Raw genomic sequence first — 18,549 nt, 5'->3', positions numbered from 1 at the left:
AACTACGGCTCATGCCTATTTTTCAGCTGACTTAAATAGCTTTTTTACCAACCTCTATTTTACTGTAAACCAACAGGGAGCACCTTTTTTCTTTCAGTTTTTTAACCGCAAAGCAGTGATTTAGGATAGTCATTTCCTCAGAAAAATAATGCCTCCATCATTTTTATGAAAATCCTGAACTTTTCAGGAAAAATATGAACCAATAATGTAATGAATTGAAATTATAAAGAATGATTTACTCGCATTTGTCATCAACCAACTTGCAGACCAATCCCATTGGGACAGATCCGCCCAAGGCTTACGCACCAGCATTATCATTCTTATTTAGCCCTACAATATTTCTTCGGTCAGTCTGGTGCAGCGGTTTTTTGAAGGGCAGGAGCCAAGGCAGGGCAGTGCTCATCATCACCAAAGTATCCAGAGGGCGGGGAGCCTAAAGTGATGTGAGCGTTCATAAAGAGCGGCCCAAACAATGCCATCTATTGCGTGGCTGAGTTGACCCTGTCCTGCGGTTTTGGTTCAGCCGCATCAATATCAGAAGGACTCCCTGCCAGATCTCCAACGTCTTTAGGGCCATATAAATAGCTGGTCCCTGGATGTTCTTGCAGCATTTCTTTTCGGGATTCAAGCTCACTGACAGCGGCTTCAACTTCAAGAGGATTTATCACCTGAAAGCTTCGGGTAGCAATATCAAATGTGATGTCAACCTCCACTCCTCCGGTTTTGGTGATATTAGCCGGACTTACACGAAAAACACTCCTGAACTCATCTTCAATGTCGTCAGTGGCACATAAATAGCTCGTCCCGGGATATTGACTCAGCATCTCTCTCCAGGACCTGGCTTCGCGGTAAGCTGCTTTAACTTCAGTAGTATCCCCAGACATGCAGACGGCTGCTGTTGTTTTGTCTGATAAAATTTTCCTGTGCAGCGAGTTAAGATGCCAGGCATAATAGGATTTAGCATTATAAGGAACATGAATGAGGAATACGCAACCACTAAGCCTTATTGCTTGAACATTCTCATTGATCCCAACCCATTCACTATCATCTATATCCAATTGTAAGATTTTATTATCATTGTTTTCAGAACTATCATCAGAAGCCTTAATAGAATACGAAGACAATGCTCTAGTCGCATTGCCACCTCTATACTGAGAGGTATCGATTAAGGTAGGGCCGTTATAACAGTATTTAGAAAATTCCGATTTAGTATCAGAGATTTTTACAAAGCGATCGGCTTTATCGTAATTAAAACATTCCGTGACGACACTCTGCCTACCTGACTTCATTGGCTGCTGGTGAGTCCTCACAGTAAATCCATTAGTTCCATAAGAGTTAAGATTATTCATAAGATACTCCTTTATCTGGTTATTGGGTTATTCCGTGGTAACTGCCCAGAATTTGCAGGCGCTTTTTGAACTTGATGCATTGCAGCCCGGAAAAATCAGCGAGCTCCCGCTCAAAATGAACATTTCTGCCCAAATAAATGAGCATCTGCATCCTGTACTAACTTAGACGCAACAAAATAAAAAAAAGTTCCTGAACACTGGTTCAAAGTCGTAATGGTGCGGAGTTGATTACGATCCCGATTTTTCTGAGGTCGGCGTGTGCCTTGCGGGTAAGTGCAGTGATACCATCGAAGAAGCCATGCACCAGAGGCTGGCAACCAGGGCTTACGCACCAGCATAATCATTCTCATTTAGCCCTGCAATGAACGACCTCAGTAGCTGAGCGGTAAAATTGTGATCGCAAGAGGAGCCCAACATTTCAGTGATGATGACTGGCTCAAAACTGAGAACCTGGGCATCACAACAGGCTTTCATTTAGTGAGCTACTTATTCAGAAGAAGATGTGGAACAACGACAGTACTCCAGTCAATTTCCAACCATTCTCTCGGTATATCTTGTGAAGTTGCATTCCCACGAGTAGCTTGATTTGTAGCCAATTGACGATCAGGCATTATCAACAACCAATGATTATGAGCATGAAGTAACATCATACAATGGCGATTTTCATGCAACGCATTAACAACTTCATCTTGATTCTGAAAAATAACATCAACACCATCTGCTCTTATCAAGCTAATCTGAAAAGGACATCCCGGAGTGGGATCACTAGAAGCTATATCAAGCATTAAAATGTTTTGGTTGATAAACGGGGCAATCAGGAAACGAATATGATTATCTTCAAGCCACATTCTATCGGGATTAGATCCATTCATTTCATTAGCCATTGATACTATAAACTCACGTTCATCACCTTCCTCGACCATTTCCTGAGCCCTGGCAGAAAAATATTCAAATACTCTCTGCGCTGTTAAATCATCTGAATTTTCAGTCATTTCAGACAAAAGCTCATACCTATTACTTCTGATCCAACTCAAAATAGCATGCCAGCCACAGTAACCATCCGTTGGCATATTATGAACCTCTAATCCAAGCTCTTTTAAATATTCACTCGTATTTTTCAGACTGTTGTAAGCATCTGACTTTTCTCTTTTGAAACTAATGGAAATTCCCGTCAGAACAACACATAAGGCTTTGGCGCCATTCAAGGCTTCTGCCGAAGTATTAGTAAATTTTCTGCACACTTCATAGACATTTTTAGCAGTAGCACCAGTACTGACACAGGCACTCTCTTCAACAAAGCTTTCCATCTGGCTGTAGGTTCTGGGAAATGTCCACACACACGCATTATTTGAGCCAATCATTCCGAAAGCGCAGTAGTCTTCCTGATTCTGTATGTCGCTGGCAGCCAGTGATTCACAGGGGTTTTTCTGGAATACTGTTGATGGAAAAAAAATCATAGAGCTTTTATTTTTCTCTCCTTGCCTTCGTATACCCGACTTTTCAATATCCAAGCGTACATTGGAATCTAGCTGAAAGGACTGGAGATTATTATAACTCTCATTTCCAAGAGCAATAATAATTCTAATATACATACAACTTTCTTTGCTTCTAACTTTAGTTTCAAGGTTCCATCCAAATCCCTCAAGGGCATCTGATAAATAGCTTTTACAATGTTCCTTATATTCATTGTCACCAAAACACTTAAATAACAGCACAACCTCCAAATCAGAATTTTTATTAAATAATGATTCAGCGAACTTAAATTCATTTTCTTTTTGCTCCAAATACGATGTATAAAAAAGGTGATACCACAAAGATCTGGCAATAATATATCGAGTAAAGCGTCGTTCATCAGGTTCAGAATGAAAATTATGCAGTGAAAAATTATAATCACCAGAACCCTCAGCAATAAAACCTAATTCGCGGGAAGGAATAACAAAACAAGAAAACGTTTTTTTTAAATGCTTAACAAATACTACTACTTCTTTACGACCCTCTTTAAATTCATCGTTAAAATCTTTTATAAAGTAGCTGAACTCTGAATTAAATCCATAACAGCCATCCACCATAAATTTCAAGTTAGAAGGCGCAACAACGAAAAAAAGCCGTAAATCCTGAACTGCTCTTACGTCTTGCAGATAGAATACTAATAGCCAAAAAAATAATTGCCTAAACATTCAAAACTCCTGCATTGTTATTGTCTCAGAAACTGGTGCAAAGCCTACATGTTAGACTACCGTAGGCCTTTGCAATCAAGTTTTTTACCTTGGTAAGCGCTCACCGCCTGTTAAACTATCTGTCAGATAATCCCATTTCATCGCTGACATATTCCCGAATCAGGCTTTCACTCAGGTTGTTATGCAACGGAAGGGCGGATCTTTCAGTACCAGCGAGAACTCTTCTGCAATAACGGCAAGGCTTGAGCATGCATCCTGAAGGGTGCCAGAGACAGTCTGTGTCTGGATTAAAACAAAAAATCCAGATTGTACCTTCATGGTGGCGTTATCTTTCGAAGGCTCAGAAAAGTCACTCAAACATATCGCTTGTGCATTGGAACGCCATCCAGATCAGTATCATCACTTTGCTCGCTTGCCGACGTGATACACCTTATTCAACAATCTGCACAAAGTTTTGAACCTTTTCAGAAAAATATGGACTAAGAATGAAATCGTATTTTTAAAACATTATTTCCATGCATTTATCATCAATCCACTCACAGCCTCAGCCACAACCTATAAGGGCAGATACTACCTGTCAGGAAGCTGTGAGCTCGAAAAAAACAGAGCCATTGCCCACAAATGGCTCTCTTCTAGTTGAACAAAAGTGTCTTTATCACAGAAAAACAATAAAAATCAAAACGTTAGAAAAACCAGAAGGCTATTTCTCTGCTGGCGAAAAACACCAAATATCATTAATGAAAGATTATCTGGATGGCAATACCGAACATTTTAGTGGTGATGACTGGCTCTATCTGATAATAAAACTGGGTAACAGGTTTTTTAGTAGAAAAAAACAGGAAACACTCCAAAAAGAATTCAGTACAACACACAAAATAGAGAATTTGTTTAAAAAAATTGCCAAGTTACAAGCATTGAGATGTAAAATTGAAGATATCGTTCATTATTCGCACTTAGACAGACGTTTTGGATTGTATGAAGCAGCAAAAAAAGACAAGCATTTATTCCCAGCTGGTTTTCTGGATGAAATTATTGAATTAGCAAAAAACAACCTTCCCCTGCCTCCCTGTGCAACACAAGAACTTTTATACGCAACAGCCAGCTTGGATTATAAATCACGGAATCCATTTTTCTCTGACCTCATCATTGCCTGTTACAGAAACAGTCATTTTTTACCTCCAGACATTGAAATGGGGCACAAAATCGAAAAAGAAATAAAAAAACAAATTCTAAAAGAGAGTTCAAGCAATGAGGATCTTGAAATAGAATTAATGCTATCAGATAACTCCATAGTTCAGAAAGTTTGTGGCGGAAGATCCATCCAGCTCACTCTTCCTGACAACCAAACACTATACCTTAAATTTCAACGAAAAGATGAATCATGGAATGAGTTCACCCGTGAACTTAAAATGCACAATAGTTTGCACCACTTATTTTCAGATCAGAATTTCGCCAGCGAAATACCTTTAAGTAAAGGTTTATTTTCTATTTCTGCGGATATCATTAATAAAAGATTGGAAGATGAGCTCGAAATATTTGAAGGTCACATACACGGTTATTGTTTCTCAGCTTCAAAAGATTATGTTAATTATGCATGCCAATTAGACCCATCAAATTCCAAAAACCCTCATTACAGGTCCGAAGAAGGGTTAAAAAAAGCAGCTATTGATATCGGGAAGTATGCAAGATATGGACTGTCATTCGATAGCCTTATTAAATCGCAGCATACAAAAGATTTATGTGTTGCATGGTCAGGTCTGTCAAAATGGATGACTTTAGGGCAACTGAGTTCTTATCATTTTTGCAATAATGAAGCTTTTCCCGGATCAATTTGTAACTGGGTAGAAGACACTGAGCGCTCAGATTTATCCTGGTCCGGTTTGAGAGATCTTGGTGACAGCCAAATATTTGAAACTACATTGCACAGCCTGCCCCCTGAAAATGCTTTAAATGTTAAATTTTTTCCAAAAGTCGGAAACCTGTTAGCTTTTTTTAATGCGCTTATGGATAATATCGTTGCCATTGTTATTGTTTATGCTCGTGGAAAACGTTTATCCCATGAGTTTCATTACCAAAATCCTAAAGCTGTCGAAGATGTACAAAGATTCATCGGAGATATTCTTGAGCATTTTATCCGGGGATATTATGCAACCGATACAATAAGCTTACAGCAAGCTCTTGAGTTGGATAATACAGAGTTCGAAAAATGGCTACATAGAACCTCATTAGAAATAGTCTATTGGTCAGCTATGCAGCCGTATGAAATGACAGAGGATTTTTTTATTTCTAGACATGATCACAAATACCAGAACTATTTCTTACATATCAATCAGAATAAAAGACCAGATCCAGAGATAATGAAAACTTCAAACGAAATCCATAATCATTCACTTTCTCATAAAACGGCTGATGGTAGAAAATATAATTTTGGACTTGCACATATGTATGGTTTTCCCTTGCAGGCTCTTATAAAAGGGCTGTGTAAATTATCTATAAACATTCTGGAAAACAGTCACCCTCCCCATGATTCTCAATCAGTTTTGGCAGGCTGCACTAATCAATAACGATCAATTGTTGCTTGGCCGATACGGGGGATTCTCCAACCAATAGCAAATACAAAACCACCGTCACTTTAATTTGCCAAGAGTCACAATTCTACTAAAGTCCATACTCTGCATTGTAAATAGACGTTATAAAATGAGAGCACTTTACTTCACGCTGTTTTTTTTCATGACATGCTCTCTGGCAGGAGATTTTACGGAAGCCATTAGGGAAAATAATTTTAACAAAGTAAAAGAATTAATGGGCCAAGGTTATCAACTTGAATATGATCAGGATGCATTGCCCGATGCACTTTGCTTTGGATCACTGGAAATGCTTATTTTTCTGCTAAATAATGGTGCAAATCCAAATTCATTTACATCTAAAGAAACTTACAACAGCCTGACGATCTCACACATCTTGGCTGATGCTTCAACGATATCTCAAATTGTTACATTACTCAGTCACGGAGCAAGTCCTGCTCATGACTATAACTGGGAGTTTAACCATGCTATTGGTGAGAAAAAGTGGCTGCATTTGACTATTTATTATTATTGGGAGCGGATGTTAATACACAAGATACCAACACCCCCCAATAGCATTTCCGAACTCAATAGTATTTTATCATCTTTACCTTTACTGGCTATTAACTCACTTGTCACTTTTATTGAGCATCAACCTAATTTAGAAAATCTATTGTCGTTGCTTCCAAATAATCTGAAGTTTTTTTTTGATTACCTGAAATATCCCAAATAAGCTTCAGAATCAATCAGGCTCGAACAAGGCAGGTAATCGCCTCTTTGACATGAACATAAATTTTGATCTCAGCCTCCGATGAATTTTTGTGCTTCCGGATTCTGCCGACAATGACACAAAACTGAACATCCTCTGACAATGGCAGAAAATGACAGCAAAAATCTATCTCACACTCTTCATGCAGCCCTGATCCTATGGCAATCCTGACATCTCCTATACAAAACAGGCTGTCACAAAAGATTTCAATACATATCACTCGCTCATAGCCAAAAAGCATTAGCAGGGCTAACAATATTTCTGTATGATTGCGACGGGTTTGGCAGTATAAGAAAACTCTGCCAACCGATAAGGACCGGATAACAACCAGAAGTGTGCACGACCAGGAGTACCAACCCAGGATCAAAACACTCGGAGTCTGAAGGTAATAAGTCAGTCTCAAGTCATTCAGCCAGAGCCTGAGGATCTCTGGCAAACAGTGAACTTGACAACTGTCTTATATCAGAGAACTCACGAGAGCAGCTTTTTCGCTGCCCTGATGAGAGAAATATTCCGACTCAATTCGTCAACTGCATTTTTTTATTAACACATAAAGAATCAGCAGGAAGTACGGCCTTACGGACAACCCGGGGGAGCTGGCCGGTAGCAGAGAATATCTGGCCTGAAATCCAGTAGAGCAATGCGCCTTGGCTGTTCGGAAACCTTTGGCAACTGAACAGGGTTCCTTTGGCCACAAAAACACTATGCACAGTGTCAAGGCAAGAGCCAAGGTCATAGTGTGTTACTGGATTTCCGGTCTAAGTTGCAACGCCTCAGGTTATCTCCAAGTCGTAATAACTGTTAGCAGAACCCGAAGGTAACACGGAGCATGAGCACTGCAACGATACAGCCAACCTATAACTACAAGGTTGTCAGGCAGTTTGCCATCATGGCGGTGGTTTGGGCCATCGTCGGGATGGGGATGGGACTGTTCATCGCTACCCAGATGGTATTCCCTGAACTGAATCTTGATCTACCCTGGACCAGTTTTGGCAGACTGAGACCCTTACACACAAACGCCGTTATTTTTGCATTTGGAGGCTGCGTCCTTTTCGCTACCTCTTACTATGTCGTCCAAAGGACCTGTCAGGCTACCCTGGCCATGCCCGGACTGGCATCTTTCACGTTCTGGGGCTGGCAGCTGGTGATCGTTCTGGCCGCCATCACACTGCCCATGGGCATGACCTCTTCCAAGGAATACGCCGAGCTGGAATGGCCAATCGATATCCTGATTGCCATTGTCTGGGTCAGCTACGCAATTGTGTTCTTTGCCACCATCATGAAGCGAAAGGCCAAGCACATCTACGTGGCCAACTGGTTCTTCGGTGCCTTCATCATCACCGTTGCGATTCTGCACATTGTCAACAGCGCCTCTGTTCCAGTCACCCTGACCAAGTCCTATTCTGCCTACGCTGGCGCCATGGACGCCATGATTCAGTGGTGGTACGGACATAATGCGGTCGGCTTTTTCCTGACCGCCGGCTTCCTGGGCATGATGTACTACTTCGTTCCCAAGCAGGCTGAGCGTCCGGTTTACTCTTACCGTCTGTCTATCGTACATTTTTGGGCACTGATCGCCATCTACATCTGGGCGGGCCCGCACCATCTGCACTACACTGCCCTGCCCGACTGGGCCCAGAGCCTGGGTATGGTGATGTCCCTGATCCTGCTGGCACCTTCCTGGGGAGGCATGATCAACGGCATCATGACACTGTCCGGCGCATGGCACAAACTGCGTACCGACCCGATCCTGCGCTTCCTGGTGGTATCCCTGTCCTTCTATGGTATGTCGACCTTCGAAGGCCCAATGATGGCCATCAAAACCGTTAACGCTCTGTCTCACTACACTGACTGGACCATCGGTCATGTGCACTCCGGCGCATTGGGCTGGGTTGCCATGGTTTCTTTCGGCTCCCTGTACCACCTGATTCCCAAGGTTTGTGGTCGTGAACAGATGTACAGTATTGGTCTGATCAATACTCACTTCTGGCTGGCTACCATCGGCACCGTCCTTTACGTAGTGGCCATGTGGGTCAACGGCATTACCCAGGGTCTGATGTGGAGAGCTGTAAACAACGACGGCACCCTGACCTACAGTTTTCTCGAGTCCGTAACCGCCAGCCACTTTGGCTATGTTGTCCGTGCAATCGGTGGCGCCTTCTTCCTGGCAGGTGTGCTGATCATGGCTTACAACTTATACCGCACTGTCAAACTGGGCAGTGAAAACCAGCAGGAAGGTGAAGCTCAGGCGTCACCTGCACAGATGGCCTGACGGGGGAGTTCACCATGAAAAAACATGATTTAGTCGAAAAAAATCTTGGTTTGATGGTGGCGCTGATCGTAGTAGCCATCAGCTTTGGCGGCCTGGTTGAGATCGTGCCCCTGTTTTTCCAGAAAACCACCACTGAGCCGGTGGCAGGCCTTAAGCCTTACACTGCTCTTCAGCTGGAAGGTCGTGACATCTATATCCGTGAAGGCTGCGTAGGTTGTCACTCACAAATGGTGCGCCCTCTGCGTGCTGAAGTAGAGCGTTACGGCCACTACTCTGTAGCCGGCGAGTCTGTTTACGATCATCCGTTCCTTTGGGGTTCCAAGCGAACCGGTCCGGACCTGGCCCGTGTTGGCGGTCGTTACTCTGACGAGTGGCACCGTGCTCACCTGAATAACCCGAGAGACGTTGTCCCCGAGTCCATCATGCCATCTTACCCATGGCTGAACGAAAACGTTCTGGACGGCAAACTGACCGGCAAGAAAATGGAAGTTCTGAGAGGCCTGGGCGTACCTTACACCGATGATGACATCGAAGGTGCTACAGCCGCAGTCAAGGGTCGCACTGAAATGGACGCCGTAGTGGCTTATCTGCAGTCACTGGGCACCGCACTACAGAATAAACGGTGACACTCATGGATATTAATGATCTGAGAGGACTGTCCACTGTTTTAGCCATGATTGCCTTTCTGGGGGTATGTTTCTGGGCATACAGTGGCCATAAGAAGCGGGACTTTAATGAAGCAGCATCACTGCCGTTTGCAGACGACGAAGCTCATATAAATACACGACACGCCAGTGGCTTGGCAAAGACTGAGCACGCAGACAAGGACAAAGGGGCCATACAATGATGAGTAGTTTCTGGAGTGGGTGGGTTGTCATCCTTACTCTAGCCTGCCTGGCATTTGTAATCTATGTGCTGTTTACTACCTGGAGGCAACAGCGCGAAGAGACAACAACTGAAACCACCGGGCACGCCTACGACGGTATCGAAGAGCTGGATAATCCGATGCCCAAATGGTGGCTGGCTCTGTTTGTCGGTACCATCGTATTTTCTGCCGGTTACCTGGCTCTGTATCCGGGTCTTGGTAACTGGAAGGGCTTTCTGGACTGGACCTCTACCGGTGAGTTGGAACGCCATCAGCAAAAACATGATCGTCGTTATCAGCCACTGTTTGAACAGTACGCTAATACTCCGATTGAAGAGCTGGTAAACAACCCTAAAGCCGTCAAGATGGGTGAGCGTATCTTCCTGAACAACTGCGCCCTGTGTCACGGCAGTGATGCCGCCGGTGCCTTCGGCTTCCCGAACCTGACTGATGACGACTGGCTATACGGCGGCACGGCTGACGCGATCACCACCACGATCATGGAAGGCCGTAACGGGCAGATGCCTGCCTGGGGCGCGGTGATTGGCGAGAAAGGCGTTCGTGACGTTGCTACCTTCATCCGTGCTAATGCGGGTCTGGTAGACAAAGTTGCCCCGGCCACAATGACAGCGGGCAAGAAGATTTATGACACGACTTGTGCGGTATGTCACAACGCCGACGGCAAAGGCAACCAGCTACTGGGGGCACCTGACCTGACCGATGAAGTCTGGCTATATGGTTCCAGCCAGGCTCAGGTGGAATACACCATTCGTAATGGTCGTAACGGTGTGATGCCGGCCTGGAAAGACATTCTCGGCAAGGAAAAAGTCCACCTGGTCGCTACCTACGTATTCAGTCTCGACGAAGACAACAAGGACAACGAAAAAGAGACAGATTAACTGTCTCTGATTCGCCACCTTGTCATGAAAACCACAGCTGTCTGGCTGTGGTTTTTTTTATCAGGTAAGATAACGCCGAATTACCAATAGCGTCCTGTTAAGATGCAGTTCGAAGGACCACTTCTTACATTCACGGTGAGAAGAGCCAGGTTCAATGGACGATTTATAACGACCATCAGGGCAGTGAAGTGATATGCCAGAGTCAGACCAACAGATCCAATCCAGTGGACCGGAATTAATTGACCTGTATCAAAAGCCGGACAAAATCTACACACGCAGTTTCCAGGGGTACTTTCGCAATCTCAGGCTGCTCGGGGGAGCGCTGTTGTTCCTTCTGTATTTTGGCACGGCCTGGCTTAACCTGGATGGTCGACAGGCTGTTCTGTTTGACTTGCCGGAGCGCAAGTTTCATATCTTTTCCGCTACTTTCTGGCCGCAGGACTTTATTCTGCTGTCATGGTTGTTGATTATCTGCGCTTTTGGTCTGTTTGCCATCACGGTGTTTGCCGGCCGGATCTGGTGTGGCTATACCTGCCCACAGAGTGTATTCACCTGGGTATTCATGTGGGCAGAGAAGGTCACAGAAGGTGACCGCAACCAGCGAATGCGCAGGGACAAAGCTCCGATGTCGGCAGAAAAAGTTCTGCGTAAACTGGCGAAGCATGGTATCTGGCTGGGTGTTTCTGTTGCCACTGCTATCACGTTTGTCGGTTACTTTACTCCGATTCGGGAACTGGTTCCGAATATGTTGTCTCTGGAAGTCAGCCCCTGGGCACTTTTCTGGCTGGGCTTTTTTACCTTTGCGACCTATGGTAATGCTGGCTATCTGAGAGAGATGGTCTGCCTGCACATGTGCCCTTATGCACGATTCCAGAGTGTGATGTTCGACCGGGATACTCTGGTGGTCGCTTACGATCATAAGCGCGGTGAAAACCGGGGTTCACGCAAAAAAGGTGTGAACCCCAAAAGTCAGGGTTTGGGTGACTGTATTGACTGTAGCGTCTGCGTCCAGGTCTGCCCGACCGGTATTGATATCAGGAACGGACTGCAAATCGGCTGCATTGGATGTGCGGCCTGTATCGATGCCTGCGATAACATTATGGACAAGATGGGCTACGATAAAGGCCTGATCCGCTACACCACAGACAATGAGCTTTCAGGTAAGAAGACCCATTTCCTGCGCCCGAGACTGATAGGTTACACCGTCGCCCTGCTGGCAATGATCGGACTCTTTGCAGGGAGCCTGAACAATCGCTCCGCACTGGAACTGGACATTCTCAGAGACCGCAATCAGCTTTATCGCACCACCTCCGATGGCAGCATTGAAAATACCTATATCCTCAAACTGGCCAACAAGGATCAGCGCACGCTGACCATGACCATCAGTGTCAGGGACATAGGGGATTTGAGCACCAAAGGTGATATGAGCTTTACGGTCAATGCCGGCGAAGTTGCGCAACACGTAGTTCGGCTGGTCTTGCCTGCGGGTTCTGTCCATTCCGGCAGCCGTGATATTGAATTTATAATCAGCAGTGATCAGCCGGACATTCAGCCTGTAAGTGCCGAAAGTCGATTCCTTGCTCCGCAAATCTGAAGACAGGTAGTAACGATTATGAGCCTTGTGAAGAATGAACCCGTCACCCGTTGGTACCAGGAGCCCTGGGTATGGGGAATTCTGGGAGTACTGGCGGTCACCTTTGTTTGGGGCAGTTACCGGACTTACTATGCGTTCAAGATTCAGGACAGTGTGGTGGTCGATGACTATTACAAAACAGGTAAACAGATCAATGAAGATCTTACCCGTGATCACAACGCCAATGACCTTGGAATTCGGGCCAACTTGCTGATCGACGATCTGACAGGTGAGGTTCGAATCACCGTAAACGGCAACCTCAGCGAATGGCCACAACAATTAAAGCTCAGCCTGCTTTCTCCAGTATTCGCCGACCAGGACAAAGTCATCATGGTTAACCGTTCTATCTCCGGTGACGAGTCCACCCAGATATATGTGGGTCAGATTGATGAAGCGGTCGAGGGAAAAACCTATGTCCAGTTGGAAACTCTGGACGAACTTATTCCTGAAGTCGGTTACGAAACAGGCTGGCGCCTGAATCAGCCCCTGGTGCTGAAAGCCGGTGTTGCCAGCGAGCTGCTGCCGCGCGGTAGCTCTAAACCTTGAAGCATTTTGGGCTGAGTGGATGAGTAAACATTCTGAAAATTGCTACTGTTTCCATTGTCACCTGCCTATCGAAGGGACACCCCCTTACACGGCGACGGTTGAAGGTGTTCAGCAGCCCATGTGTTGCCCGGGCTGCAAGATGGTGACTGAAGCCATCATTGCCGGCGGACTGGACAGCTATTACCAGCACCGCACCGACCCCGGTCTGCAGGCCAATACGCTCAGCCAGCGGCTGGAAGAAGAACTCCGGCTTTACGACCGGAATGATATTCAGCAGGACTTTGTGATCAGCAACGGTGAGTCCGAAAGACAGGCCAGCCTGTTGATAGAGGGCATCACCTGTGCTGCCTGTGTCTGGTTGTTGGAGAATCATATTAGTCTGATCGAAGGTGTCGAAAAAGTCTCTGTTAACCTGAGTACTCATGAAGCCCAGATCAGCTGGAATAACGCACAGACACCACTCAGCGATATTCTGATCGCCATTCATCAGATTGGTTATAAAGCCTACCCCTGGCGCGCTGATCGCCAGGAAGCCATGCTCAAGCAAGAGAACCGCGTATTCATACGACGCCTCGCCATTGCCGGTATTGGCACCATGCAGGTCATGATGTATGCCATCGCGCTCTACTCCGGAGCGATCAGTAACGACATGACGGCCCCCTATCGGGATCTGATCCGGTATGTCAGTGCTCTGGTGGCCACTCCGGTCATACTCTACTCAGCGGCACCTTTTTTCAAAGCAGCCCTGCGAGATTTCCGAACCCGCCATCTCAGCATGGATGTGCCGGTCTCCATTGCCATTGGTGGAGCCTATGTTGCCAGCCTCTGGGCAACCGTTAACGGAAGTGGTGAAGTTTATTTTGACTCGGTATCTATGTTTACTTTCTTCCTGTTGTCCGGTCGTTATCTGGAGCTTCGTGCGAGACATTCAACCTCTCGTGCAGCCCGGGCCCTAAGCAACCTGCTGCCCTCCAGCTGCCTGAAAAAAGAGGGTAAAGAGTATGTTCGAGTCCCGATCATTGATCTGAAACCCAAAGACCATGTACGGGTATTACCCGGTGATTCCATTCCCGCTGATGCTGTTATATTGCGAGGGAGTAGTAGTGTCGATGAATCCATGCTGACAGGCGAATATCTGCCAATAGCCCGCAGCATAGGCGAGTCAGTGATGGGCGGCAGTCTCAATATCGACAACGCCCTTGAGCTTGAAATCACCCATGTAGGTGAAGAAACCCGGATGTCTGCGATTCTCAAACTGCTAAAACATGCCCAACAGGACAAACCTGCCATTGCCCGACTGGCAGATCGTGTTGCCGGTTACTTTGTGGCTTCTGTTCTGGTGACAGCAACTGTCGTTTACTGGTACTGGTCGGGTGTCGTGGCAGAAGATGCGTTCTGGATCACCCTGTCCGTACTGGTAGTAACCTGCCCCTGTGCCCTCTCTCTGGCAACGCCAACAGCTCTGACGGCAGCGACAGGCTATCTGCATAAACTGGGATTCCTGGTCACCCGGGGTCATGTTCTCGAAGGTCTGGGCAAAATCACCCACATTGTTTTTGATAAAACCGGCACTTTGACCCAAGGTCGTTTAAAACTGGAAGGCACTTATCCTGTTGCTGGCTGCCATCACTCTGAGTCCAAGCTGCTTGCCATTGCCTCAGCCATTGAAGCGCATTCGGAACATCCCATTGCCAGGGCTTTTGCAGTCGCGACTGACCTCAGGGCTGAAGAAGTGGTCAGTCATACCGGTCGGGGCATCGAAGCGAGAATCGGTGCCAACCATTACAAAATGGGCCGTCCCGATTTCTGCTGTCAAACAAATATACCTGCACGCCCGAAGCAGGAAGGACAATGGCTACTCATGTCTGAGAATGACTTGCCACTGTGTTGGTTCAAACTAACTGACAGCCTCAGGCCAGAAGCGGCCCACGTCATTCGTCGGTTAAAAGATTCCGGTTTCAAGGTGACGCTGCTCAGTGGTGATCAGGAACCGGTGGTAGCATCAGTCTCCCAACAGTTAGCCATTGAACAATGGCACTCTCAGGCCAGTCCGGACGACAAACTGATGTTTATTCGCCAGCGACAGGCTGACGGCGAGCATGTTCTGATGGTGGGTGATGGCATTAATGATGTACCGGTGCTGGCCGGTGCAGACGTCTCTCTGGCTATGGGTAATGCTTCAGACCTGGCCAAGACCAGTGCCGACGCCGTACTTCTGTCCGACGACCTTGGTCGTTTGATAGACGCCTTTGATCTGGTCAGACGTACCCGCAAGATCATTCGTCAGAATCTGGCCTGGTCATTGGGTTACAATATAACCGCCCTGCCACTGGCAGCAGCAGCTATGATTGCCCCCTGGATGGCTGCGATTGGCATGGCATTAAGTTCTCTGCTGGTGGTGGGCAACGCCCTGCGACTCAACAGAGATAAAAAGCCTGCTTCCCGGGAAGAACAACTGGCAAGCCAGAATAATGGCAGTGAAAATGCGGATAACCTGCAAGTTGCTGTAAAGGTATAGTACCCCTATGGAAAGCCTGATCATTCTTATACCAATAGCCGTATTGCTGATTGCCCTTGCTGTAGGGATATTTCTATGGGCAGTAGATAATGACCAGTTTGATGATCTGGAAGGACCCGCCCACAACATTCTGTTTGACGACGACCAGCCAAAAGTCAGTCGTCCAACCAAAAAAGACTGATTGGGAACAGCTCTGAGCAGATTAACAGCCCTGAGCAGATGAACAGCCTTGAGCAGATAGATAGCTATGACGGAAGCGCCAACTCTACTAGCCGCAACCACCCTTGGCTTGCTGGGCAGCACTCACTGCATTGGCATGTGCGGAGGTATCACCTCAGCCCTCAGCCTGTCACTCAGAGGACGCTCAAAAGCTGAAACCAGCTGGTTAATGCTGACTTATCACATAGGCCGAATCAGCAGTTATGCCTTGGCGGGCCTGCTGTTTGGATTAGTGGGCTGGTTTCTCGGGGATGCCAGTGAAGCCATGCAATCCTCGCTTCGAATCATTGCTAGCGGAATGCTGATCGCCATGGGTCTTTACATCACCGGCTGGTGGAAAGGCCTGATGAAAATGGAAAAGCTGGGACAACACCTCTGGAAACACATTCAACCGCTCGCCAGCAAACTTCTGCCCATTCGCAGCACGCCTGATGCCCTGACCCTGGGTGCCTTATGGGGCTGGCTTCCCTGTGGACTGGTTTACAGCACGCTCATCTGGTCCGCCACTCAGAACAACCCGACCCAATCTGCCTTGTTAATGGCCGCTTTTGGGCTGGGCACCTTGCCCTCTGTGTTTCTGACCGGAATATTTGCAAGGCAACTGACGTCTGTTATTCAAGCCAGCATGACCCGCAACATTGCCGGCATTATGATGATTCTCTTTGGCCTTTACAGTATTCCCGGTCCACATCAGGTATGGGTCATGTCCATACTCTCAATCGGACATGGCGGCCATTCTATGTAGGTGTCTGAGCCAACAGAGCTCCAGATAGCGGTAACATTTCGCCAGTACCGTTTGGTATGACAAATAACATTATTGTGAACTGGACAAATAACAACTGATTCCGGATTTATTGAGGTGAGAACCAGCATTCTCATCTTTTAATAATCCATCTCAAAATGAATCAGAAAGCATTTTGTTTTATGCACTCTCTTCATGTCGATTTTTGAATAAACCCATCAACTTTGAAAAGAAAGTCGCTTTCTTTACCAATTAAACCGTTTGATTAGATAGCAACAATGTCGTATGAGACTTGGCCATGAGGATGCCATGATCGGCCTTTGCGATTTCTCCAGGAGTTGCTTTCCCAGACATGATAGTATCCTTCTTGATTCGGTTGTTAATGATATTATGCCGCGTATGCTGTATATCCCCATGTTAAGTTTCTCTGCACCCTTTCTCAAAGTCTGCTAGGCTGTCTTTCTCACTCATTTGACAGGAGTACAACATGAGCTTAAACGCTGAACAACCGAACGAAACAGAGCTTGACCATATTCGAGACACCCTGACGGGTATTGTCAGCTACGCCAGCAAAACCCGTGCTGAAATGCACCAAGGGTTCGCTCGTATAGACAAACGTTTTGACCAACAAGAAAAACGCTTTGCCCAAATTGACGAACGCTTTGTCAAGATTGACGAACGCTTTGACCAGCAAGAAAAACACTTTGACCAGTTCAAACAAGAAACTCGTGAACGCTTCGACAAAATAGAAGACACTCTCACCATTATCGTGAACCACCTCAAGAAATAAGCCACGCCGCCTAATAACAAAATCCAGTCGATTGTGAACCTCCCCCGTTTTAGTGGACACTCAAATCCAACTGAAACGGTAATCACGTGCCTGCTTATAAAACTGTGAAAAAAACTCTCCAATACACCAACGAATTTAAAGTGTCGGCTGTTAGAATGACCATTAGACCCAACAAAATGTTGAAGGATGTCGCTGAAGCACTCGACATTCATCCCTATATGTAGTCTCGTTGGCGCGAGGAATATTTTGAGGGACAGCTCGTGGCTGATGAGCGCAAAGTTAAGTCAACTCCAAATGATGTACATTCCGAGCAAGGCCAGCTGCGCCACGACAACTTAGCTGTAGACCTGTGTCCATTTTATCGAGGGAAGATCATTGTCTCTGGACTAATACAACTAACACTGTTAACCCTTGCCGACACTACTCAAGTGAGTTGACTCTGCTGCCCACTTAGTTTCAGGCTAAGGTCGGGTGTAAACGATCTTGCCAAGTTCTCTTTTAATACGCACATAGACAAACAGTGTCGTAAAACCCAAGGCCAACAGATATCATTCTTTTGATATCTGTTGGCCTGAAAGCCTCTGAAACAACCGAACAATGAGTGATACCAGCTGCTATGTCAGTGGCTTTAGTTAAAGAGTCTTCTCATGGCATCGAGCTTTTTATTGGTCAGAGCCATTGGTGATGCTTCAGCCTGACTTTTAGCTGTTTCCTGGCCTGTAATGCCTGAAAATGCCTGTGAATATGGACCATAACGTCGAACAGCTGGAACGTAAGGACGGACCGGCTCGTGATTTATTCGATTCAGATCAGGTGCAAGCTCAATCTTCAGCAGGCTTCGACCACTTTTTGTTGAGGGCATGGTATTGGACTTCGCTGCGCAATACCGTGACGGTTCAAATACCGGTCTGGTTGCGGCGCTGATTGTTGTTTTTACTCCGTAAGTCATAATATATCCTCTATGAAGATCTATGGTTCTGAACAGGCAACAGACATTAAAGTTCTCGGTTACCTGCGCCTTTGGACAGTCAAAGGACATTAAAGTTCATGGTTGCCCATAGAAACTTCGTAGCTTTCTGGAACAGCAAATTCGTTGCTTCGCCTCAAATGTCGAAAAGTTTCTGGTGGTGATTCGTCACGGAGCAATTTTCATCCTCAATGTTCTGCCGTCATCAATACGATGTCGCCTTGGCCAGCGCTATTATC

Annotated in this window: 15 protein-coding genes; 12 read left to right on the top strand and 3 right to left on the bottom strand. The window is 46.1% G+C overall.

Annotated features, from left to right (window positions below; genetic code table 11):
- Positions 1-479: 479 nt before the first annotated feature.
- Both KBW69_RS08250 and KBW69_RS08245 read right to left on the bottom strand, forming a co-directional pair.
- Positions 480-1,349, bottom strand: coding sequence for a hypothetical protein (locus KBW69_RS08250; RefSeq protein WP_257276300.1), 870 nt, complete (start codon positions 1,347-1,349; stop codon positions 480-482).
- Positions 1,350-1,831: 482 nt separating this feature from the next.
- Positions 1,832-3,526, bottom strand: coding sequence for a hypothetical protein (locus KBW69_RS08245; protein WP_257280573.1), 1,695 nt, complete (start codon positions 3,524-3,526; stop codon positions 1,832-1,834).
- A gap of 587 nt (positions 3,527-4,113) precedes the next feature.
- Between KBW69_RS08245 and KBW69_RS08240 the strand changes: the two genes are divergently transcribed.
- The 12 genes from KBW69_RS08240 (at position 4,114) to KBW69_RS08185 (ending at position 17,343) form a co-directional block, all read left to right on the top strand.
- Complete coding sequence (locus KBW69_RS08240) at positions 4,114-6,090, top strand: hypothetical protein (protein ID WP_257280572.1); 1,977 nt, start codon at positions 4,114-4,116, stop codon at positions 6,088-6,090.
- A 133-nt stretch (positions 6,091-6,223) separates the two neighbouring features.
- Entirely contained in the window at positions 6,224-6,823 is a 600-nt protein-coding gene (locus tag KBW69_RS08235; protein WP_257280571.1) for a hypothetical protein, read from the top strand.
- 865 nt (positions 6,824-7,688) lie between these two features.
- Positions 7,689-9,131 carry a cytochrome-c oxidase, cbb3-type subunit I gene (gene ccoN / locus KBW69_RS08230; protein ID WP_257253280.1) on the top strand — a complete coding sequence of 481 codons (1,443 nt, stop codon included), beginning with the start codon at positions 7,689-7,691 and terminating at the stop codon, positions 9,129-9,131.
- A 14-nt stretch (positions 9,132-9,145) separates the two neighbouring features.
- A complete protein-coding gene (gene ccoO, locus KBW69_RS08225; protein ID WP_257253278.1) occupies positions 9,146-9,757 on the top strand; it encodes a cytochrome-c oxidase, cbb3-type subunit II in 612 nt (203 codons plus the stop codon).
- 5 nt (positions 9,758-9,762) lie between these two features.
- Positions 9,763-9,978, top strand: a complete 216-nt coding sequence (locus KBW69_RS08220) for a cbb3-type cytochrome c oxidase subunit 3 (RefSeq protein WP_257253277.1) — start codon at positions 9,763-9,765, stop codon at positions 9,976-9,978.
- Complete coding sequence (gene ccoP / locus KBW69_RS08215; protein WP_306670848.1) at positions 9,975-10,895, top strand: cytochrome-c oxidase, cbb3-type subunit III; 921 nt, start codon at positions 9,975-9,977, stop codon at positions 10,893-10,895. Before KBW69_RS08220 ends, ccoP begins: the two co-directional genes overlap by 4 nt.
- A gap of 193 nt (positions 10,896-11,088) precedes the next feature.
- Complete coding sequence (gene ccoG / locus KBW69_RS08210; protein ID WP_257253276.1) at positions 11,089-12,489, top strand: cytochrome c oxidase accessory protein CcoG; 1,401 nt, start codon at positions 11,089-11,091, stop codon at positions 12,487-12,489.
- An 18-nt stretch (positions 12,490-12,507) separates the two neighbouring features.
- Positions 12,508-13,074, top strand: a complete 567-nt coding sequence (locus KBW69_RS08205; RefSeq protein WP_257253274.1) for a FixH family protein — start codon at positions 12,508-12,510, stop codon at positions 13,072-13,074.
- Positions 13,075-13,093: 19 nt separating this feature from the next.
- Positions 13,094-15,592, top strand: a complete 2,499-nt coding sequence (locus KBW69_RS08200) for a heavy metal translocating P-type ATPase (RefSeq protein ID WP_257253273.1) — start codon at positions 13,094-13,096, stop codon at positions 15,590-15,592.
- Between the two features lie 7 nt (positions 15,593-15,599).
- Positions 15,600-15,773, top strand: a complete 174-nt coding sequence (gene ccoS / locus KBW69_RS08195) for a cbb3-type cytochrome oxidase assembly protein CcoS (RefSeq protein WP_257253271.1) — start codon at positions 15,600-15,602, stop codon at positions 15,771-15,773.
- A 66-nt stretch (positions 15,774-15,839) separates the two neighbouring features.
- Positions 15,840-16,556 carry a sulfite exporter TauE/SafE family protein gene (locus KBW69_RS08190; RefSeq protein WP_257253270.1) on the top strand — a complete coding sequence of 239 codons (717 nt, stop codon included), beginning with the start codon at positions 15,840-15,842 and terminating at the stop codon, positions 16,554-16,556.
- 484 nt (positions 16,557-17,040) lie between these two features.
- Positions 17,041-17,343: a hypothetical protein gene (locus KBW69_RS08185; RefSeq protein WP_257253269.1), complete on the top strand. Its 303-nt coding sequence runs from the start codon at positions 17,041-17,043 to the stop codon at positions 17,341-17,343.
- Between the two features lie 628 nt (positions 17,344-17,971).
- On the opposite strand, the gene KBW69_RS08180 is transcribed toward KBW69_RS08185, so the two are convergent.
- Positions 17,972-18,292 (bottom strand): hypothetical protein, encoded by a 321-nt coding sequence (locus KBW69_RS08180; RefSeq protein ID WP_257253267.1) that lies wholly within the window; start codon positions 18,290-18,292, stop codon positions 17,972-17,974.
- Between the last annotated feature and the right edge of the window lie 257 nt (positions 18,293-18,549).

Source organism: Endozoicomonas sp. ISHI1, assembly GCF_024606225.1.
GTDB lineage: Bacteria > Pseudomonadota > Gammaproteobacteria > Pseudomonadales > Endozoicomonadaceae > Endozoicomonas_A.
Note: the sequence above shows the minus strand (reverse complement) of the source record. Positions and strands in the feature narration are given on the sequence as shown.